Annotated in this window: 15 protein-coding genes; 8 read left to right on the top strand and 7 right to left on the bottom strand. The window is 56.8% G+C overall.

Annotation, left to right across the window (positions count from 1 at the left end; all coding sequences use genetic code 11):
• Nucleotides 1-15: 15 nt before the first annotated feature.
• Nucleotides 16-489, bottom strand: a complete 474-nt coding sequence (gene greB, locus IM290_RS02175) for a transcription elongation factor GreB (protein WP_017384149.1) — start codon at nucleotides 487-489, stop codon at nucleotides 16-18.
• A 228-nt stretch (nucleotides 490-717) separates the two neighbouring features.
• Here greB and ompR point away from each other — a divergent pair, with 228 nt between their 5' ends.
• Nucleotides 718-1437 carry a two-component system response regulator OmpR gene (gene ompR / locus IM290_RS02170; protein WP_001157751.1) on the top strand — a complete coding sequence of 240 codons (720 nt, stop codon included), beginning with the start codon at nucleotides 718-720 and terminating at the stop codon, nucleotides 1435-1437.
• On the top strand, nucleotides 1434-2780 hold the full coding sequence (gene envZ / locus IM290_RS02165; protein ID WP_003861615.1) for a two-component system sensor histidine kinase EnvZ: 1347 nt from the start codon (nucleotides 1434-1436) through the stop codon (nucleotides 2778-2780). Before ompR ends, envZ begins: the two co-directional genes overlap by 4 nt.
• Before the next feature lie 92 nt (nucleotides 2781-2872).
• On the opposite strand, the gene pckA is transcribed toward envZ, so the two are convergent.
• The 5 genes from pckA to IM290_RS02140 all read right to left on the bottom strand — a co-directional run bounded on the left by pckA (nucleotide 2873) and on the right by IM290_RS02140 (nucleotide 9056).
• Nucleotides 2873-4489, bottom strand: a complete 1617-nt coding sequence (pckA, locus tag IM290_RS02160; protein ID WP_015571439.1) for a phosphoenolpyruvate carboxykinase (ATP) — start codon at nucleotides 4487-4489, stop codon at nucleotides 2873-2875.
• Between the two features lie 379 nt (nucleotides 4490-4868).
• Nucleotides 4869-5747, bottom strand: a complete 879-nt coding sequence (gene hslO / locus IM290_RS02155; protein ID WP_023304550.1) for an Hsp33 family molecular chaperone HslO — start codon at nucleotides 5745-5747, stop codon at nucleotides 4869-4871.
• A gap of 24 nt (nucleotides 5748-5771) precedes the next feature.
• The gene (gene hslR, locus IM290_RS02150; RefSeq protein ID WP_017693863.1) at nucleotides 5772-6173 is read right to left on the bottom strand and encodes a ribosome-associated heat shock protein Hsp15; all 402 of its coding nucleotides are present in this window, start codon (nucleotides 6171-6173) and stop codon (nucleotides 5772-5774) included.
• On the bottom strand, nucleotides 6170-6853 hold the full coding sequence (gene yrfG / locus IM290_RS02145) for a GMP/IMP nucleotidase (RefSeq protein ID WP_000550486.1): 684 nt from the start codon (nucleotides 6851-6853) through the stop codon (nucleotides 6170-6172). The genes hslR and yrfG overlap by 4 nt, the downstream gene beginning before the upstream one ends.
• A 64-nt stretch (nucleotides 6854-6917) precedes the next feature.
• On the bottom strand, nucleotides 6918-9056 hold the full coding sequence (locus IM290_RS02140) for an intracellular growth attenuator family protein (protein WP_017384151.1): 2139 nt from the start codon (nucleotides 9054-9056) through the stop codon (nucleotides 6918-6920).
• A 327-nt stretch (nucleotides 9057-9383) separates the two neighbouring features.
• On the opposite strand from IM290_RS02140, the gene nudE reads away from it, so the two are divergent.
• Nucleotides 9384-9944, top strand: coding sequence for an ADP compounds hydrolase NudE (gene nudE / locus IM290_RS02135; RefSeq protein ID WP_003861622.1), 561 nt, complete (start codon nucleotides 9384-9386; stop codon nucleotides 9942-9944).
• 94 nt (nucleotides 9945-10038) lie between these two features.
• Here the strand turns inward: nudE and mrcA are convergent, their stop codons facing one another.
• Nucleotides 10039-12591, bottom strand: a complete 2553-nt coding sequence (mrcA, locus tag IM290_RS02130; RefSeq protein WP_193041599.1) for a peptidoglycan glycosyltransferase/peptidoglycan DD-transpeptidase MrcA — start codon at nucleotides 12589-12591, stop codon at nucleotides 10039-10041.
• Nucleotides 12592-12711: 120 nt separating this feature from the next.
• Between mrcA and pilM the strand changes: the two genes are divergently transcribed.
• The 5 genes from pilM (at nucleotide 12712) to hofQ (ending at nucleotide 15976) form a co-directional block, all read left to right on the top strand.
• Nucleotides 12712-13485 carry a pilus assembly protein PilM gene (pilM, locus tag IM290_RS02125; RefSeq protein WP_017384153.1) on the top strand — a complete coding sequence of 258 codons (774 nt, stop codon included), beginning with the start codon at nucleotides 12712-12714 and terminating at the stop codon, nucleotides 13483-13485.
• On the top strand, nucleotides 13485-13976 hold the full coding sequence (locus IM290_RS02120) for a PilN domain-containing protein (RefSeq protein WP_193041600.1): 492 nt from the start codon (nucleotides 13485-13487) through the stop codon (nucleotides 13974-13976). The genes pilM and IM290_RS02120 overlap by 1 nt, the downstream gene beginning before the upstream one ends.
• Nucleotides 13977-14252: 276 nt before the next feature.
• Entirely contained in the window at nucleotides 14253-14432 is a 180-nt protein-coding gene (locus IM290_RS21565; protein WP_226875969.1) for a DNA utilization protein HofO, read from the top strand.
• Complete coding sequence (locus IM290_RS02110) at nucleotides 14422-14826, top strand: HofP DNA utilization family protein (protein ID WP_193041602.1); 405 nt, start codon at nucleotides 14422-14424, stop codon at nucleotides 14824-14826. The genes IM290_RS21565 and IM290_RS02110 overlap by 11 nt, the downstream gene beginning before the upstream one ends.
• Nucleotides 14738-15976: a DNA uptake porin HofQ gene (gene hofQ / locus IM290_RS02105; protein ID WP_193041603.1), complete on the top strand. Its 1239-nt coding sequence runs from the start codon at nucleotides 14738-14740 to the stop codon at nucleotides 15974-15976. Before IM290_RS02110 ends, hofQ begins: the two co-directional genes overlap by 89 nt.
• The last annotated feature ends 76 nt before the right edge of the window (nucleotides 15977-16052 follow it).

Here is a 16052-nt window from a genome sequence, read left to right as displayed (position 1 = left end):
GAGGGCGCTCTCGGACTATTTAACATACTCGATTTCGTTGACGTACCAGCTTGCTTCACCCGCAGGCGTCTGGACAACGGCTAAATCGCCTACCTCTTTTTTCAGCAGGGCGCGGGCCATGGGTGAGTCGATAGAAATGTAATCCTTACGACCGAAAATTTCATCGTAGCCGACGATACGAAAACGCAGGGTGTCGCCGCTGTCGTTTTCAATTTCGACCCACGCGCCGAAGAAGACTTTACCTTCCTGCTGCGGGGAGTAATCGACAATTTTGAGATTCTCGAGGCACTTCGTCAGGTAGCGTACCCGGCGATCGATTTCGCGCAGCCGCTTTTTATTGTACTGGTAGTCCGCATTCTCGCTGCGGTCGCCCAGGCTTGCTGCCCAGGTGACTTTTTTGGTCACTTCCGGACGCTCTTCGCGCCACAGGTAATCCATCTCTTTTTTGAGTTTCTCGTACCCTTCACGGGTGATCAGAGGCGTTTTCATGGTGCAGCCTTTAATGCCGGTTAACTGTCTTTGCGCACAATACGTAGCGCACAGTGTAACAGACAAGATTAATAATGATTTATGTGATGAAATGAACAGATAAGCTGCTGTTAAATATGCTTTGTAACAATTTCGTCTAGAATTTATACCAGAATTTGCTGGTCGAACCCGTGCACTTTTTTAGAATACGCTGTTCCAGGCTTATCCGAACCTTTGGGAGTACACACAATGCAAGAGAACTACAAAATTCTGGTCGTAGATGACGACATGCGCCTGCGTGCGCTGCTGGAACGTTATCTGACCGAGCAGGGCTTCCAGGTTCGTAGCGTCGCGAACGCGGAACAGATGGATCGTCTGCTGACGCGTGAATCTTTCCACCTGATGGTGTTGGACCTGATGCTGCCTGGCGAAGACGGGCTCTCTATTTGCCGCCGTCTGCGCAGCCAGAGCAACCCGATGCCGATCATCATGGTGACGGCGAAGGGTGAAGAAGTCGACCGCATTGTCGGCCTTGAGATTGGCGCTGATGACTACATTCCAAAGCCGTTCAACCCGCGTGAACTGCTGGCGCGTATTCGCGCCGTGCTGCGTCGTCAGGCGAACGAACTGCCGGGCGCGCCGTCTCAGGAAGAGGCCGTCATTGCATTCGGTAAGTTCAAGCTGAACCTCGGCACCCGTGAAATGTTCCGTGAAGATGAGCCAATGCCGCTCACCAGCGGTGAGTTCGCGGTGCTGAAAGCGCTGGTCAGTCACCCGCGTGAGCCGCTCTCCCGTGACAAGCTGATGAACCTGGCGCGTGGTCGTGAATACTCCGCGATGGAGCGTTCTATCGACGTGCAGATCTCTCGTCTGCGCCGCATGGTGGAAGAAGATCCGGCGCATCCTCGTTATATTCAGACCGTGTGGGGTCTGGGCTACGTGTTTGTTCCGGACGGCTCTAAAGCATGAGGCGAATGCGCTTCTCGCCGCGAAGTTCGTTTGCCCGCACGCTGTTATTGATCGTCACCCTGCTGTTTGTCAGCCTGGTGACGACTTACCTGGTGGTGCTGAACTTTGCAATCCTGCCGAGCCTTCAGCAGTTTAATAAGGTGCTGGCATACGAAGTGCGTATGCTGATGACCGACAAACTGCAACTGGAGGACGGCACGCAGTTGGTTGTTCCCCCGGCGTTCCGTCGGGAAATCTACCGTGAGCTGGGCATTTCTCTCTACTCGAACGAAGCGGCGGAAGATGCCGGCCTGCGCTGGGCGCAGCACTATGAATTCCTTAGCCAGCAGATGGCGCAGCAGCTTGGTGGCCCGACGGAAGTGCGCGTTGAGGTCAATAAAAGCTCGCCGGTTGTCTGGCTGAAAACCTGGCTGTCACCCAACATCTGGGTGCGCGTTCCGCTCACCGAGATTCATCAGGGCGACTTCTCGCCGCTGTTCCGATACACCCTGGCGATCATGCTGCTGGCCATCGGCGGCGCATGGCTGTTTATTCGTATCCAGAACCGACCGCTGGTCGACCTGGAGCATGCGGCATTGCAGGTCGGTAAAGGTATTATCCCTCCGCCGCTGCGTGAGTATGGCGCATCGGAAGTGCGCTCGGTAACGCGTGCGTTTAACCACATGGCGGCAGGCGTTAAACAGCTGGCGGACGACCGTACGCTGCTGATGGCGGGGGTCAGCCATGACCTTCGCACCCCGCTGACGCGTATCCGGCTGGCAACAGAGATGATGGGCGAGCAGGATGGTTATCTTGCAGAGTCCATCAACAAGGATATCGAAGAGTGTAACGCCATCATCGAGCAGTTTATCGACTACCTGCGCACCGGGCAGGAGATGCCGATGGAGATGGCGGATCTGAACGCGGTTCTGGGCGAAGTGGTTGCCGCCGAAAGCGGCTACGAACGTGAAATTGCGACCGACCTTCAGGCAGGTGAGATTCAGGTACGTATGCATCCGCTCTCCATTAAACGCGCGGTGGCGAATATGGTGGTTAACGCGGCGCGCTACGGCAACGGCTGGATCAAAGTCAGCAGTGGTACGGAACTCAACCGCGCCTGGTTCCAGGTGGAAGACGATGGTCCGGGCATCAAGCCTGAGCAGCGTAAGCACCTGTTCCAGCCGTTCGTGCGCGGCGACAGCGCGCGCAGCACCAGCGGAACCGGCTTAGGCCTGGCGATTGTGCAGCGTATTGTTGATAACCATAACGGACTGCTGGAAATTGGCACCAGCGAGCGGGGCGGTTTGAGCATTCGTGCGTGGTTACCGGTGCCGGTTTTACGGGGGCAGGTGAAAGAGAGTTAAAAAAGGGGGGGCCTGATGCCCTCACCCCGGCCCTCTCCCACGGGGAGAGGGAGAAAACATTAAAAAAGGCAACTTTCGTTGCCTTTTTGCTTTTACCTTGGTCCCGCACTCACCAGCGCAGCACCCGCCGGGGTGTCGGTATACTTCTCGAAGTTTTCGATAAACAGTTTCGCCAGCGATTCAGCCTTCTCACGCCACTGTTCCGGTGAACCGTAGGTGTTACGCGGATCCAGGATACGCGTATCCACGCCCGGCAGCGCTGTTGGGATCGCCAGATCGAACATCGGCAGCGTAAAGGTCTCAGCGTTATCCAGCGAACCATCCAGAATCGCGTCGATGATGGCGCGTGTATCTTTGATGGAGATACGTTTGCCCGTACCGTTCCAGCCGGTGTTCACCAGGTACGCCTGGGCGCCGGATGCCTGCATGCGTTTCACCAGCACTTCCGCGTACTGCGTTGGGTGCAGCGACAGGAACGCCGCGCCGAAGCAGGCGGAGAAGGTTGGGGTTGGCTCGGTCACACCGCGCTCGGTACCCGCCAGTTTAGCGGTAAAGCCGGAGAGGAAATGGTACTGCGTCTGGCTGGCGGTCAGGCGGGAAACCGGTGGCAGCACGCCGAACGCATCCGCGGTCAGGAAAATCACCTTCGTGGCATGACCCGCCTTCGATACCGGCTTGACGATGTTCTCGATGTGGTAGATCGGGTAAGAGACGCGGGTGTTTTCCGTTTTCGAGGCATCGTCGAAGTCGATAGAACCATCGGCACGCACGGTGACGTTTTCCAGCAGCGCATCGCGGCGAATCGCGTGGTAGATATCCGGCTCTGCCTCTTCCGACAGGCGAATGGTCTTCGCGTAGCAGCCGCCTTCAAAGTTAAACACGCCGTCATCATCCCAGCCGTGTTCATCGTCGCCAATCAGACGACGTTTTGGATCGGTGGACAGCGTTGTTTTACCGGTGCCGGAAAGGCCGAAGAACACTGCTACATCGCCTTTTTCCCCGACGTTCGCCGAGCAGTGCATGGAGGCGATACCGCGCAGCGGCAGCAGGTAGTTCATGACTGAGAACATCCCTTTCTTCATTTCGCCGCCGTACCAGGTACCGCCGATCAACTGGATACGCTCGGTCAGGTTGAAGGCGATGAAGTTTTCGGAGTTCAGACCCTGCTCTTTCCACTGCGGGTTGGTGCATTTCGCGCCGTTCATCACGATAAAGTCAGGGGTGAAGTCTTGCAGTTCTTCATCGGTCGGACGAATGAACATGTTCTTCACGAAATGCGCCTGCCAGGCCACTTCAGTAATGAACCGTACGGAGAGACGGGTGTCGGCGTTAGCGCCGCAGAACGCATCAATAATAAACAGACGCTTGCCGGAAAGCTGATGGGTGACAAGTCCTTTCAGATGCTGCCAGGTTTCCGGGGAGAGCGGTTTGTTATCGTTCTTCCCTTTGCCCTTATCAGCCCACCACAGCGTATCGCGGGTGGTGTCGTCTCGGACGATATACTTATCTTTAGGCGAACGACCGGTAAAAATACCCGTATCGACGGCGATAGCACCCAGGTTCGTCAACACACCGCGCTCGTATCCTTCCAGTGCCGGATTGAGCTCTTCCTGATACAGCGTATCGTAATCGGGGTTGTAGACCACTTCCTGGACGTCGTGAATACCATAAGCCTTGAGATCTTGCGGGGTTAAACCATTAACACGCATATCACTGCTCCTTAGCCAATATGTACTGCCTGAAATTGTAGGGTTTTTCTGGGGATGTTAACCGCGACGGGGCTCATAGATTTACGTATCTGGTCAAAACCCTTACTAACGGAAAACGCTGCGACTCCAGTCACAGGGCGGGCAGATTATCGCAGGAATCGCTTTTTGGATGGGGAAAATGTTCTTAAAAGGTTAATCTCTGGTGAATTTATCCAGAAGAATGTGAATGTAATCGCATACATGTAAGAAAATTACGTAAGGGTTACATTGGGAAAACGATTCAGCTTGGGTGGCGTTTTTTACCCCTCACCCAAAGGGGTGAGGGTGTTCAAGTTCCCTCTCCCCGTTGGGGAGAGGGTTAGGGTGAGGGGAAAGAGGTTTAGTGAACCTGCGGGTCCGCCGGAGAGGCGTTATTGCGGATCTCCGCGATATCCATGGAATTGAACACGTAGTGCGTACCGCAGTAATCACAGTGCATATCGATCTCACCGTCTTCCGCCATGATGCTGTCGATCTCTTCATCCGGCAGCGTTTTCAGGGCGCCAGCACAACGCTCGCGAGAGCAGGTGCACTTAAATTCCACATCCTGCGGATCGTAAACCGTCACTTCTTCTTCGTGGTACAGACGCCACAGCACGTCGGTCGCCGACAGGGTGAACAGCTCTTCCGCTTTGATGGTTTCCGTCAACGTTGCCAGATGCTCGAAATCATTGGTCTGCGCATCCTGCGCAGGCAGAACCTGAAGCAGCATACCACCGGCAGCAGGCTGACCATCCACTTCACCGGTGCGGATGAACAGGCGGGTTGGCAGCTGTTCGGAACGCATGAAGTAATCTTCCAGGCAGGCGGCAAGCGTGTCGCCTTCCAGACCGACAACGCCCTGATAGCGCTCACCCTCTTCAGGCGAGATCGTGATAACCAGGTAGCCATTTCCGACCAGCGTTTTCAGATCCGCATTTTCAGGGATATCGCCCTGAACGCGCGCCACGCCGCGCATCTGCTGCTGGTTATTGCCGTTGATCACCGCCAGCGACATCGGGCCATCACCCTGCAACTGAACGGTAATATCGCCAGCGAACTTCAGCGTGGCGGTCAGCAGGCTGGTGGCAACCAGCAGTTCGCCCAACAGGGTTTTCACCGGCAGCGGGTAGTTGTGGTTTTCCAGAATCTGTTTCCAGGTTTCGGATACGGTGACCAGCTCGCCGCGCACGGCGAATTGTTCAAACAGATAGCGGTGTAATTGGTCGTGTTGGGCCATTTTCATCTCTCGTGCAGGTGAGGGTTACTCGCTCTCACCGTGTTTAAATTTCATCAGATCGCGGCGCTCTTTTTTATCCGGTCGCCGGTCCGGGTGAGGCATGGTCAGCGCATTCATCTTGCGCGCCAGCGCGGTTTTCTCGCGCTTCTCTATGCTTTCGGCCGTCTCTTCATACAGCAAAACGGCTTCGGTTGCGGGCCGCCGCTGCTCGGTAATGGCTTTCACCACCACCGTTTTCTCATCGTTGCCCTGGCGAAGCGTTAGCGTGGCATTCAGTTCAACCAGCTTGCTCGGTTTGCTGCGCTGACCGTTGTAATGCACCTTTCCGCCATCAACCATTTCACGGGCAAGGGCGCGCGTTTTGTAAAAACGGGCGGCCCACAGCCATTTATCCAGTCTTACCCCATCAGCGGGTTTTTCTTTCATGGCGTCTCCTTCACGGTGAGTGAGGGGATCATCCGGCGATAGTCGTTCAGCCCCGGATGTCGCAGATAGCTTTTTTCAGCCAGGCCGGAATCCGGATTAGTCACGCCCAGACAATAGCGAATGCCAAAAGCGGCCGCAGAATCCAGAATCGGCTCGCTGTCGTCAATAAACAGCGTGCGTTCCGGCTGTAAACCGGTCTCTTCCACCACGGCATGCCACAACCGCTGATCCTCTTTCGGATAACCAAATGTGTGGGTGGAAAGCAATAAATCAAGGTGTGAAGCAAGACCGGTATGTTCCAGCTTCACGGCCAGGTTATGGGGATGCGCATTCGTCAGCAAAATGCGGCGCTTACCGCAGGCTTTCAGCGCATCCAGGAACGGGACCGTATCGTCGCGCAGTACAGCGCGTGCGCCCTGGGCGGTGGTCATGGCACAAATATCCAAACCGAGTCGCTCGCTCCAGTAGTCAAGACAGTACCAGTTTAGCGTATGCTGCACCGCGCTATATTGCGAACGAATGAATTCCTGCGCTTCCGCCGGGGAGATCCCCTGCTGTTCACCGTATGTTTCCGGGACCAGCTTTTGCCAGAAATAGTTATCAAAGGCGAGATCAAGCAGCGTGCCGTCCATATCAAGCAGGACGGTATCGACCGCCTGCCAGTCGATATTAAGATGCATAAGGGGGAACTCCAGCCAGAAGAAACGTGCGCGACAGGGTAGCACAACTTGTCGCGCAGGGACGTTATCCGATCAGGCTCTCGGAAGAGGAGATCAGTTTCGGGTTAAGGCAATTTTCGTAGTAGGCCTGGATTTCTGCCAGCCGCGTGCGGGAACGCTGATAGCGGCGTACGGCCTGATAACCGTTCCAGACAATGCACGCCAGCATTGCAATCAGCAGCAGGGATGTCCCTATATAGCGCCACAGGCCAGCGCTATCCGGCATACGGTGCAGGCCAATATGACGCGTGCCGTTGGCGTCGGTAAAGAGGGTGGTGACGATCCCTTCCGCGCTGAATGGCGTCTGCATCAGCATCTGCGCCAGACGCTGGAATTCGCTCCACTGCTCCTGGGCAGGATAGTCATACAGCGAAACCTGCGGATAGGGTTGATCCACCAGGTCGCTGCCTTCATCGCTGGCAATCACAAAACCGCCGGGCGCCGGGCTGTTAAGCGCCTGGGCGGCACGGGTGGTTTCACGCATCACGAAGGGGGCGGTAGAGGTCGCCACCAGGTTATCCAGCGACTCGGCGCTGACCGGACGCAGAAGCACGTTCACACCGTCCAGGCGTCCCGCTTCGGCGCGTTTCACCAGCGCGTCCCAGTCTTTGCTGTTGCCGAGGTTGACCAGCGCGTTCTTGAGCCGGATACAGTCATCCTGGGCGGAACAGAGATCCTCTGTTTTCAGGACGATTTCGCCAAAGTCATCCAGCAGTACCATGCCCGACTTCTGAATAGCCGAACGCAGGGCAGGGCTGACGCGAGAATCGTCATCCGGTTTGGGATGGAGCTGGCGATTAATCGTCTGGGTGAGCGCAGTGGCCTTATTGACCACATCCGATTCCGGCAGCGGCAGCGGAGAGGCGTCATTCCAGATGATCTGAGAGCAGTCGAACGGCGCGAACGGCGAGTTCTGGCGCGTGTTCCAGGCGCCCGGCGTGTGGATATTACACATCCCGGTGCCTTTGAGGCGCAACGTATCCCCCACGCGTACACCCGCTTCTTCGAGCTGCTGTACGCTGGTGGCTTCCACAGTTTGCGCCCCTTTGATCCACGACAGGGTAAATTTAATCGGCATATCCAGCGGCACGAAGAGCAGCAGCATGACGAAGATTAACGCGGCGCCACCGGCAATCACCGCGCTGCGGAGCCAGTGCTGAAGCGGGAAGTTTTTCACTTCGTCGTGCAGGGATAAGTAGCGCCCCTGGCGTACAACGTGGCGGTCGAGATAGATATCAATATCCGTTTTGTGGCCAAGGTCCTGCGCAATCCACGGCTGCCAGTGGCGCGGATAGATAAGATCGATGATCCCGAGCGAGATATTGTTGATATGTTCCTGATCGTTCTCACCGAACAGTCCCCAGCGTTTTGGGGTTCCGCGCAGGCAGTGAATTTCGCGTAATGACGTTTTTGCCGGCGGAGCAAATATACCCCACAGCCCGGCGGCCAGAAGCAGTACTGCGCCACCCGCGAGCCACGGAACAAACACGTCCGGCGTCAGCAGGCAGATGAAAAAGAGCAGGAACGAGGCGACAATCAACACCGCTTCGCGAATGCCATCCGGGCGGCTCAGGACGTACTCTTCATGCGTCTCCTGGCGGATGTTCAGTAGTTCAATCTGCTCTGTCTCTTCACCGCGAATAGAGGCCTGCGTTCCGCTTGCGCGTTCCAGCGCAAAGCGTGGCGCTTCCTGAACATATTCGCTCAGAGTATGACCATTGAGGGAGATAACCAGCGGCAGCGTATCGGTATGGATGAGCTCGACGCTGTTTTCGTCGTTAATATACTGCTCCCAGAAGGGAGGCAGGTGCACTTCAACAGAGTCGAGATAGTAACGCCACTTGTTGGGATCGTCGGTTGTAATACCGTAGCGGGTAATGGAGCGCGTTACGCACAGAACGGTGTCACTTTGGGCGTTCAGGTTGAGCGATACGGGGGCGGCGCTGGCACCGGTAGGGCCAGGCGAAAGCCGGGATCGGTTCAGCGTGTCGAGATACTGCTCAACGGTGCTGCGTTCCTCTGGCGAAAGCTTGCGCGTGTTTGCCCCGGCAAACGCGTTCAAAAAGGGCAGCCGATAACGGCGATGTACGCGGCGCCTGAATACCCACACCGCAATCGACGCGCAGGCCAGCACAGCAGCGAGAAAAATCAAAATGGTGCTCATGCTTTCCCCATCTTACTTATCTTCTTACAGGTGTTGTCAGTCGCACCTTTTGTACAATGAATGAGATTCTGTGGTCGGCTATCGGCAAGTATGGAGTCTAACTTGAGCATGTTGACGCGCATCCCAGTGACCGGTAATGATAACAAAGCCTGTTCCGGCGCGATATCAGCAAATTCCTGGAAACATTTCAACCTCTTGACATTTGTTTTGAAATGAGAATCACCTACAGTTACGTTGCATAAATGTAAATAAAGAGCAATTGACATTGCCGAAACCGTGCGGCGTATCGCACAATAAAGCCAGTTCACCCAGCAAAGACCCGTCAAGATGACCAAACCCTTACAAAAGCCCACCATTCTGAATGTTGAAACCGTCGCGAAATCGCGTCTGTTTAATGTCGAAAGCGTGGATCTGGAGTTCAGCAACGGTGTGCGTCGTGTTTATGAGCGTATGCGCCCCTCCTCGCGTGAAGCGGTGATGATTGTGCCCATCGTCGACGAGCACCTGATCCTCATTCGTGAATACGCCGTGGGCACAGAATCCTACGAGCTGGGTTTCTCCAAAGGACTGATCGATCCGGGCGAAACGGTGTTTGAAGCGGCAAACCGGGAGCTGAAAGAAGAGGTCGGTTTTGGCGCGAAAGAGCTGACGTTCCTGAAAAAGCTGAGCATGGCGCCGTCCTATTTCTCCAGCAAAATGAACATCGTTGTCGCGGAAGATCTCTATCCTGAATCGCTGGAAGGAGACGAGCCGGAACCGCTACCGCAGGTTCGCTGGCCGCTGGCTCATCTGATGGATTTGCTGGAAGATCCTGACTTTAACGAGGCGCGCAACGTGAGCGCACTGTTCCTGGTGCGGGAGTGGCTGAAGGGACAGGGGCGTTTGTAGCGCCACCATTAAAAACGGCAACCGAAGGTTGCCGTTTTGCATTGACGTTGTAGGCCGGGTCAGGCGTAGTCGCCACCCGGCTTTTTTATTGGCGTCAGAACAGCTCGTGCGTTTCGCCGTTATCAATCAATTCCGTACCCACCTCATGCACTGCCTGCGTGGTTGGCTGAGTGCCCTCGATGAAATACTCGGCACGGCTGTTACCGCCATTCGCGAGCTGTCCGGTACTGCGGTCGATATTCACCGTCACCACGCCCGGTGGAGGCGTTAGCGGCTGCTCTGGTACGCCCTCGAGAACGGCCTTCATGTATGCATCCCAGGCAGGTTGCGCACTCTTCGCGCCGCCTTCGTAACCGGAAATCTGATCTTTAATCGCGCCAGAGGCGGTCGTGCGCCCCAGATCGCGGCGGTGATCGTCAAAACCAATCCAGACGGAGGTGACAACCCCCGGGCCATAACCTGAGAACCAGGCATCTTTTGAACTGTTGGTTGTCCCGGTTTTGCCGCCGATGTCGTGGCGCTGCAAATCGCGGCCCGCTCGCCAGCCGGTGCCTTGCCAGCCCGGTTCACCAAAGATGTTGGTGTTCAGTGCGCTCTTAATCAGGAACGACAGCGGCGTGCTGATCACGTGCGGGGCATACTCCTGCGCGCCACTCTGGGCGACCAGCGCCTGATTGGCCTGTTCCAGCTGGGGCTGCGGCACCGCCAGATTCTGACGTTCCTGAGAGATCGCCACATCTTCCATATCCTTGTTTTCCAGGACATTGGATTTTGGCGTGTCGCCGTAAATCACCGGAATATCGCATTCAGGGCAGGCAATTTTCGGTTTCGCTTCAAACAGTACGCCGCCCTGATCGTTCTCTATTTTGCTGATGAAATACGGATCGACCAGGAAGCCGCCGTTCGCCATCACCGAGTAGCCTCGCGCGACCTGGAGCGGCGTAAAGGACGCGGAGCCGAGCGCCAGAGATTCAGTATGAACGATGTTTTGCGCCGGGAAGCCGAAGCGTTGCAGATACTCTGCCGCGTAATCAACGCCCATCGCACGCATCGCGCGAACCATGACCACGTTCTTCGACTGGCCAAGGCCCTGACGCAGACGGATAGGGCCAGCGTATTGCGCCGGAGAGTTCTTCGGCTGCCAGTCAGAGCCCGCACCGGCATCCCAGCGGGAAATTGGCACGTCGTTGAGAATGCTGGCGAGAGTCAGCCCCTTATCCATCGCCGCGGTATACAGGAACGGTTTGATGTTCGAACCAACCTGACGCAGCGCCTGGGTCGCGCGGTTAAATTTGCTCTGGTTGAAATCGAACCCGCCAACCAGCGCCATCACGGCACCGTTCTGCGGATTGATGGAGACCAGCGCAGAGTTTACGTCCGGCACCTGCGCCAGCCACCAGGCATCGCCTACCTGGCGCACCCAGATTTGTTGTCCGGTTTGTACGACATCGGTCACTTTACGTGGCGTAGGTCCCTGAAGGGTGTCAGAACGGTACGGACGCGCCCAGCGGATACCTTCCATGCGCAGCGAAACGGATGTGCCATCGGCCATCATCGCCACTGCTTCCTGTGGATCGGCCTGGGTGACTACCGCCGGACGCAGCGGGCCATAGGTCGGCAGCGCTTTCAGGGAATCAGTGATTTTTTTACTGTCCCATGCGCCTTCACCCACTTTCCACAGCACGTTGGACGGGCCGCGATAGCCGTGACGCATATCGTAATCCATCACGTTATTACGCACCGCCCGCTGGGCAGCCTGCTGCACCTTGCGGGTCACGGTGGTATAGACGCGATAACCATCTTCATACGCTTTATCACCGTAGCGACTCACCATCTCCTGGCGAACCATTTCAGTAAGATACGGTGCAGAGAAGGCGATTTCCGGCGCATGGTAATTGGCGTCAATAACGTCGCTGCGCGCCTTATCGTACTCAGACTGGCTGATATAGCCTTCGCTCAACATACGCGACAGCACCACGTTACGGCGCGCGGTGGCGCGGTCCAGCGAGTAGAGCGGGTTAAACGTGGATGGCGCTTTTGGCAGGCCGGCAATGGTCGCCATTTCGCTCAGCGTGAGCTGATCGATCGGCTTACCAAAATAGACCTGAGCCGCAGCCCCTACGCCATAGGCGCGGTAGCCCAGATAGATCTTGTTGAGGTAAAGCTCAAGGATCTCGTCTTTGCTCAGCAGTTGCTCAATGCGGATCGCGAGGAACACCTCTTTGATCTTACGCATCAGCGTCTTTTCCGGGCTGAGGAAGAAGTTACGCGCCAGCTGCTGGGTAATGGTACTTGCCCCCTGAGAGGCATGACCGGAGAACAGCGCCACGCTTGCCGCACGGAAAATACCGACCGGATCGACACCGTGGTGCTCGTAAAAACGGCTGTCCTCGGTGGCGATAAAAGCCTTCACCATCACGGGTGGAATTTGATTTAAGGTCAGAGGGATACGACGTTTCTCGCCGTATTGCGCCATCAGTTCACCATCGGCGCTATAGACCTGCATAGGGATCTGAAGCCGCACATCACGAAGCGTGGCGACATCAGGGAGTTGCGGCTCGACATATTTGTACAAACCAATAATCGAGCCTGCTCCCAGCAGAATGCAACAGACTGCAAGGATCAATAAATACTTTACGAACTTCACCGGAGATTTCCCATTTGGTTTAGCCTGGGCAGTTTCTAAACAATCGCGCGGTAGTATAAAGGCAAGCCTGATTCATTGATATAGCCGTCACTCCGACGGGCGATAAGGAGATCGTGAAGCATGGCTTTTAAAACGTGGCAAACAGGCGTTCATATTCAACAGGATAAGGTGGTTGCGGTAGCGCTGACCAGAGAGCGGGCCGGTTGGCGTTTACGGCGCTGGTGGGCGGTACCGCTGTCGGACGGCGTTATCGGGGAAGGCAAAATACTTAAGCCAGAACAGCTGGTTAACGCATTACGTGGCTGGCGGAAAACATTGCCGCACTCGCATCGAGTATTTCTCTCATTTCCGGCGACGCGCGTTCTGCAACGCGCGTTGCCCCGTCCATCCGTTACCTTGCGTGACAGCGAACAGCTCACCTGGGTAGGCGCCGCATTAGCGCGTGAGCTGGAGATGCCCGCCGATACGCTCTGCTTTGACTACGCGCAGGATACGTTCAGCAACACTTTTCAGGTTACCGCAGCGCAAAACAGAGAGGTCGATACCCTGTTGACGCTGGCGAACGCGCTGCGTTTGCGTCTGGCAGCAATTGCCCCGGATGCCGGCGCGCTGGCTAATCTTCTCTCTGCTGTTGCCCCCGCCCGGTGCGTCGCCTGGAGAGATCAACACCAGTGGCTATGGGCGATGCGTCACCAGTGGGGGCGGCGCTACACCACAGAAGCGGCGACGGTGAATGAACTGGCGGCGCTGCTTGCGCTTTCTCCTTCTGATATCGCCGTGTTTGATGCTGCGCGCGATCCCTGGGAAGCGGTGACGCTGTGCCAGCCGCCGTTGCCGGAATGCGGTGCTGATTACACCGTCGCCCTGGCGCTGGCCATGAGCGAGGCGCCGTAATGAGCATGCCCAATCTTTTACCCTGGCGTCGACAGCAACGTAATCAGCGCCTGCGTTTCTGGGGGCTGCTCTTTGCCGCCTCATTGCTGGTGATGCTGGCGGGAGGCGTAAGCCTGCGGGCGACGCAGTCTCTCGCGTTACAGGCGTTGCAGAGCGAACTGGCGGGGACACGTGCGGTGCAGAAAGTATTGAGAGCCCGTCAGCCGCAGTCAGCGGGGCAGAAAACCCCCTCGCCGCCGTCTGATCCGGCATGGCAACCTGCGCTGGAGTCCCTTGCCAGCGCAATGCCCCGGCAGGCGTGGCTGACGGCGCTGCGTTATCAGCCACCCTCGCTGACCCTGACCGGCTATACCACCTCACTGCCAGCGCTCTCCGCCATGACCGATGCCCTGAAAAGGGTGACGGGATTTAACCCCGGACCGGCAGGCGAACTGCAACAGGATAGCCAGGGGCGATGGATGTTCTCTTTTCAACTGCATAGCCGGAGGTAGCCGGTGGGTATCTGGTATCAACGCTGGACTGATGCACGTCCTTCCCGGCGCGTCCTTTGCTGGTTGATCGCGTCGGGGCTTGTTGCGTGGGCAATTTGGGGACTGCTGCTCAGGCCCGCAGCTCTGCGCTACACCGATATTCAGGCGCAGGCCATCAGTGCGAAGCGAATCAACGCCTCGCTGTGGCCAGAGGCCGGACGGCGAGTAGTGGTTACGCAAGTGACGCTCTCGCGGCCCTTTTCTCCCCTGGCTTTTCAACGTGAGGACGCAAGGCTGGTGTACTGGAAGCCGCAGCAGAGTGGGGGAGAGCTGGCGCTGGATGCCTCCTGGGGCGCGGTCCCGGCGCTCTTTTCCCGGCTGGCGCTTGAGAACGCGCGGGTGAGGGCGTTTTCCATCACCCCACAAGGCAAACAGTTACGCCTCAGCCTGCAACTGGAGATCGGTCATGCGCAGTAAAGCCCGTTTGCTGATCCTGCTTTCTCCACTTTTCCTGACCGGGATGCGGGATCCCTTCTCTGTACCGGAAGAGCGTTGCGCAGCCGGGCAGCTCAGCCAGTGGCGGTATCAGGGGGTAGTCAGCGGCAGCAGGGATATCGGCCTTATACAGGACGGGCAGAAACGCTGGCACCGGGTAAAAACGCAGATGCGGTTACCGACAGGCTGGCGGGTGAGCGCGATAGATAAACAACAACTGACCGTTGATGTCGGCGACATGTGCGAGCCGAAGCGATGGACATGGCAACGAGAAGGAACGAAAAAAAGTGAAGATAAGGATAGGGCTGTTACTGGCGGCAATCAGCCAGCCTCTGTGGGCCGCGACGCCAAAACCGGTCACCCTGCTGGTGGATGATGTCCCGGTGGTGCAGATATTACAGGCGTTGGTAGCGCAGGAGGATCGCAATCTGGTGGTGTCGCCGGATGTCAGCGGTTCGCTTTCGCTGAATTTAAAGCGGGTGCCCTGGAGACAGGCGCTTCAGACAGTAGTGAACAGCACCGGGCTGGTATTGCGGGAAGAGGGCGGCATTTTTTATGTGCATACGGCGGCCTGGCAACGGGAGCAACAGACGCGTAAAGAGCAGGAGCGGGCCCAGCGTCTGCTTGACGCCCCGCTGCACTCTCACAGCATTCCGTTTGCTTATGCGGATGCAGCCGAATTGCAAAAAGCGGCAGAAAAGCTCTTAAGCCCGAAAGGCAGTCTCTCCGTCGACAAGCGCACCAACCGTTTCCTGGTCAGGGATAACCAGACGGTGGTGGATATGCTCCAGCGCTGGGCTGTGCAGATGGATCTGCCCGTCGAGCAGGTGGAACTGGCGGCGCAGATTGTGACCATCAGTGAAAAAAGCCTGCGTGAACTGGGGGTGAAATGGAACCTCGCTGACGCAACGGAGGCCGGTAAGGTGGGTCAGGTCACGACGCTGGGGGCGGACCTGTCGGTGGCCAGTGCAACCACCCACGCAGGGTTTAACATCGGGCGCATCAACGGCAGGATGCTGGATCTTGAGTTGTCGGCGCTTGAGCAAAAGCAGCAGGTGGATATCATCGCCAGCCCGCGGCTGCTGGCATCGCACATGCAGCCGGCCAGCATCAAGCAGGGCAGCGAAATTCCGTATCAGGTTTCCAGCGGCGAGAGCGGGGCGACATCTGTTGAATTTAAAGAGGCGGTATTAGGCATGGAGGTCACGCCGGTGGTCCTGCCGGGCGGCCGCGTGCGCCTGAAATTGCATATCAGTGAAAATATGCCTGGCCAGGTGCTGCAACAGGCAGACGGCGAAACGCTGGCGATCGATAAGCAGGAGATCGAAACGCAGGTTGAGGTAAAAAGTGGGGAAACGCTCGCGCTGGGCGGGATCTTTTCGCAAAAGAATAAAACCGGACGCGACAGCGTGCCCGTGCTGGGCAACATTCCGTGGCTGGGTCAGCTGTTCCGCCATGATGGAAAAGATAACGAACGGCGCGAGTTAGTGGTGTTTATCACGCCACGTCTGGTCAGTATTCAGTAATGGGTAACGATCCCCGCAATGATTTTGCATTCAGTTTGTTGCAGATGTTTGACGTGGGGCATGAATTAGCATACAA

Source organism: Enterobacter cloacae complex sp. S1, assembly GCF_014930525.1.
GTDB lineage: Bacteria > Pseudomonadota > Gammaproteobacteria > Enterobacterales > Enterobacteriaceae > Enterobacter > Enterobacter hormaechei_C.
The sequence above is the reverse complement of the archived record's forward strand: the minus strand, read 5'-3'. Positions and strand labels throughout refer to the sequence as shown.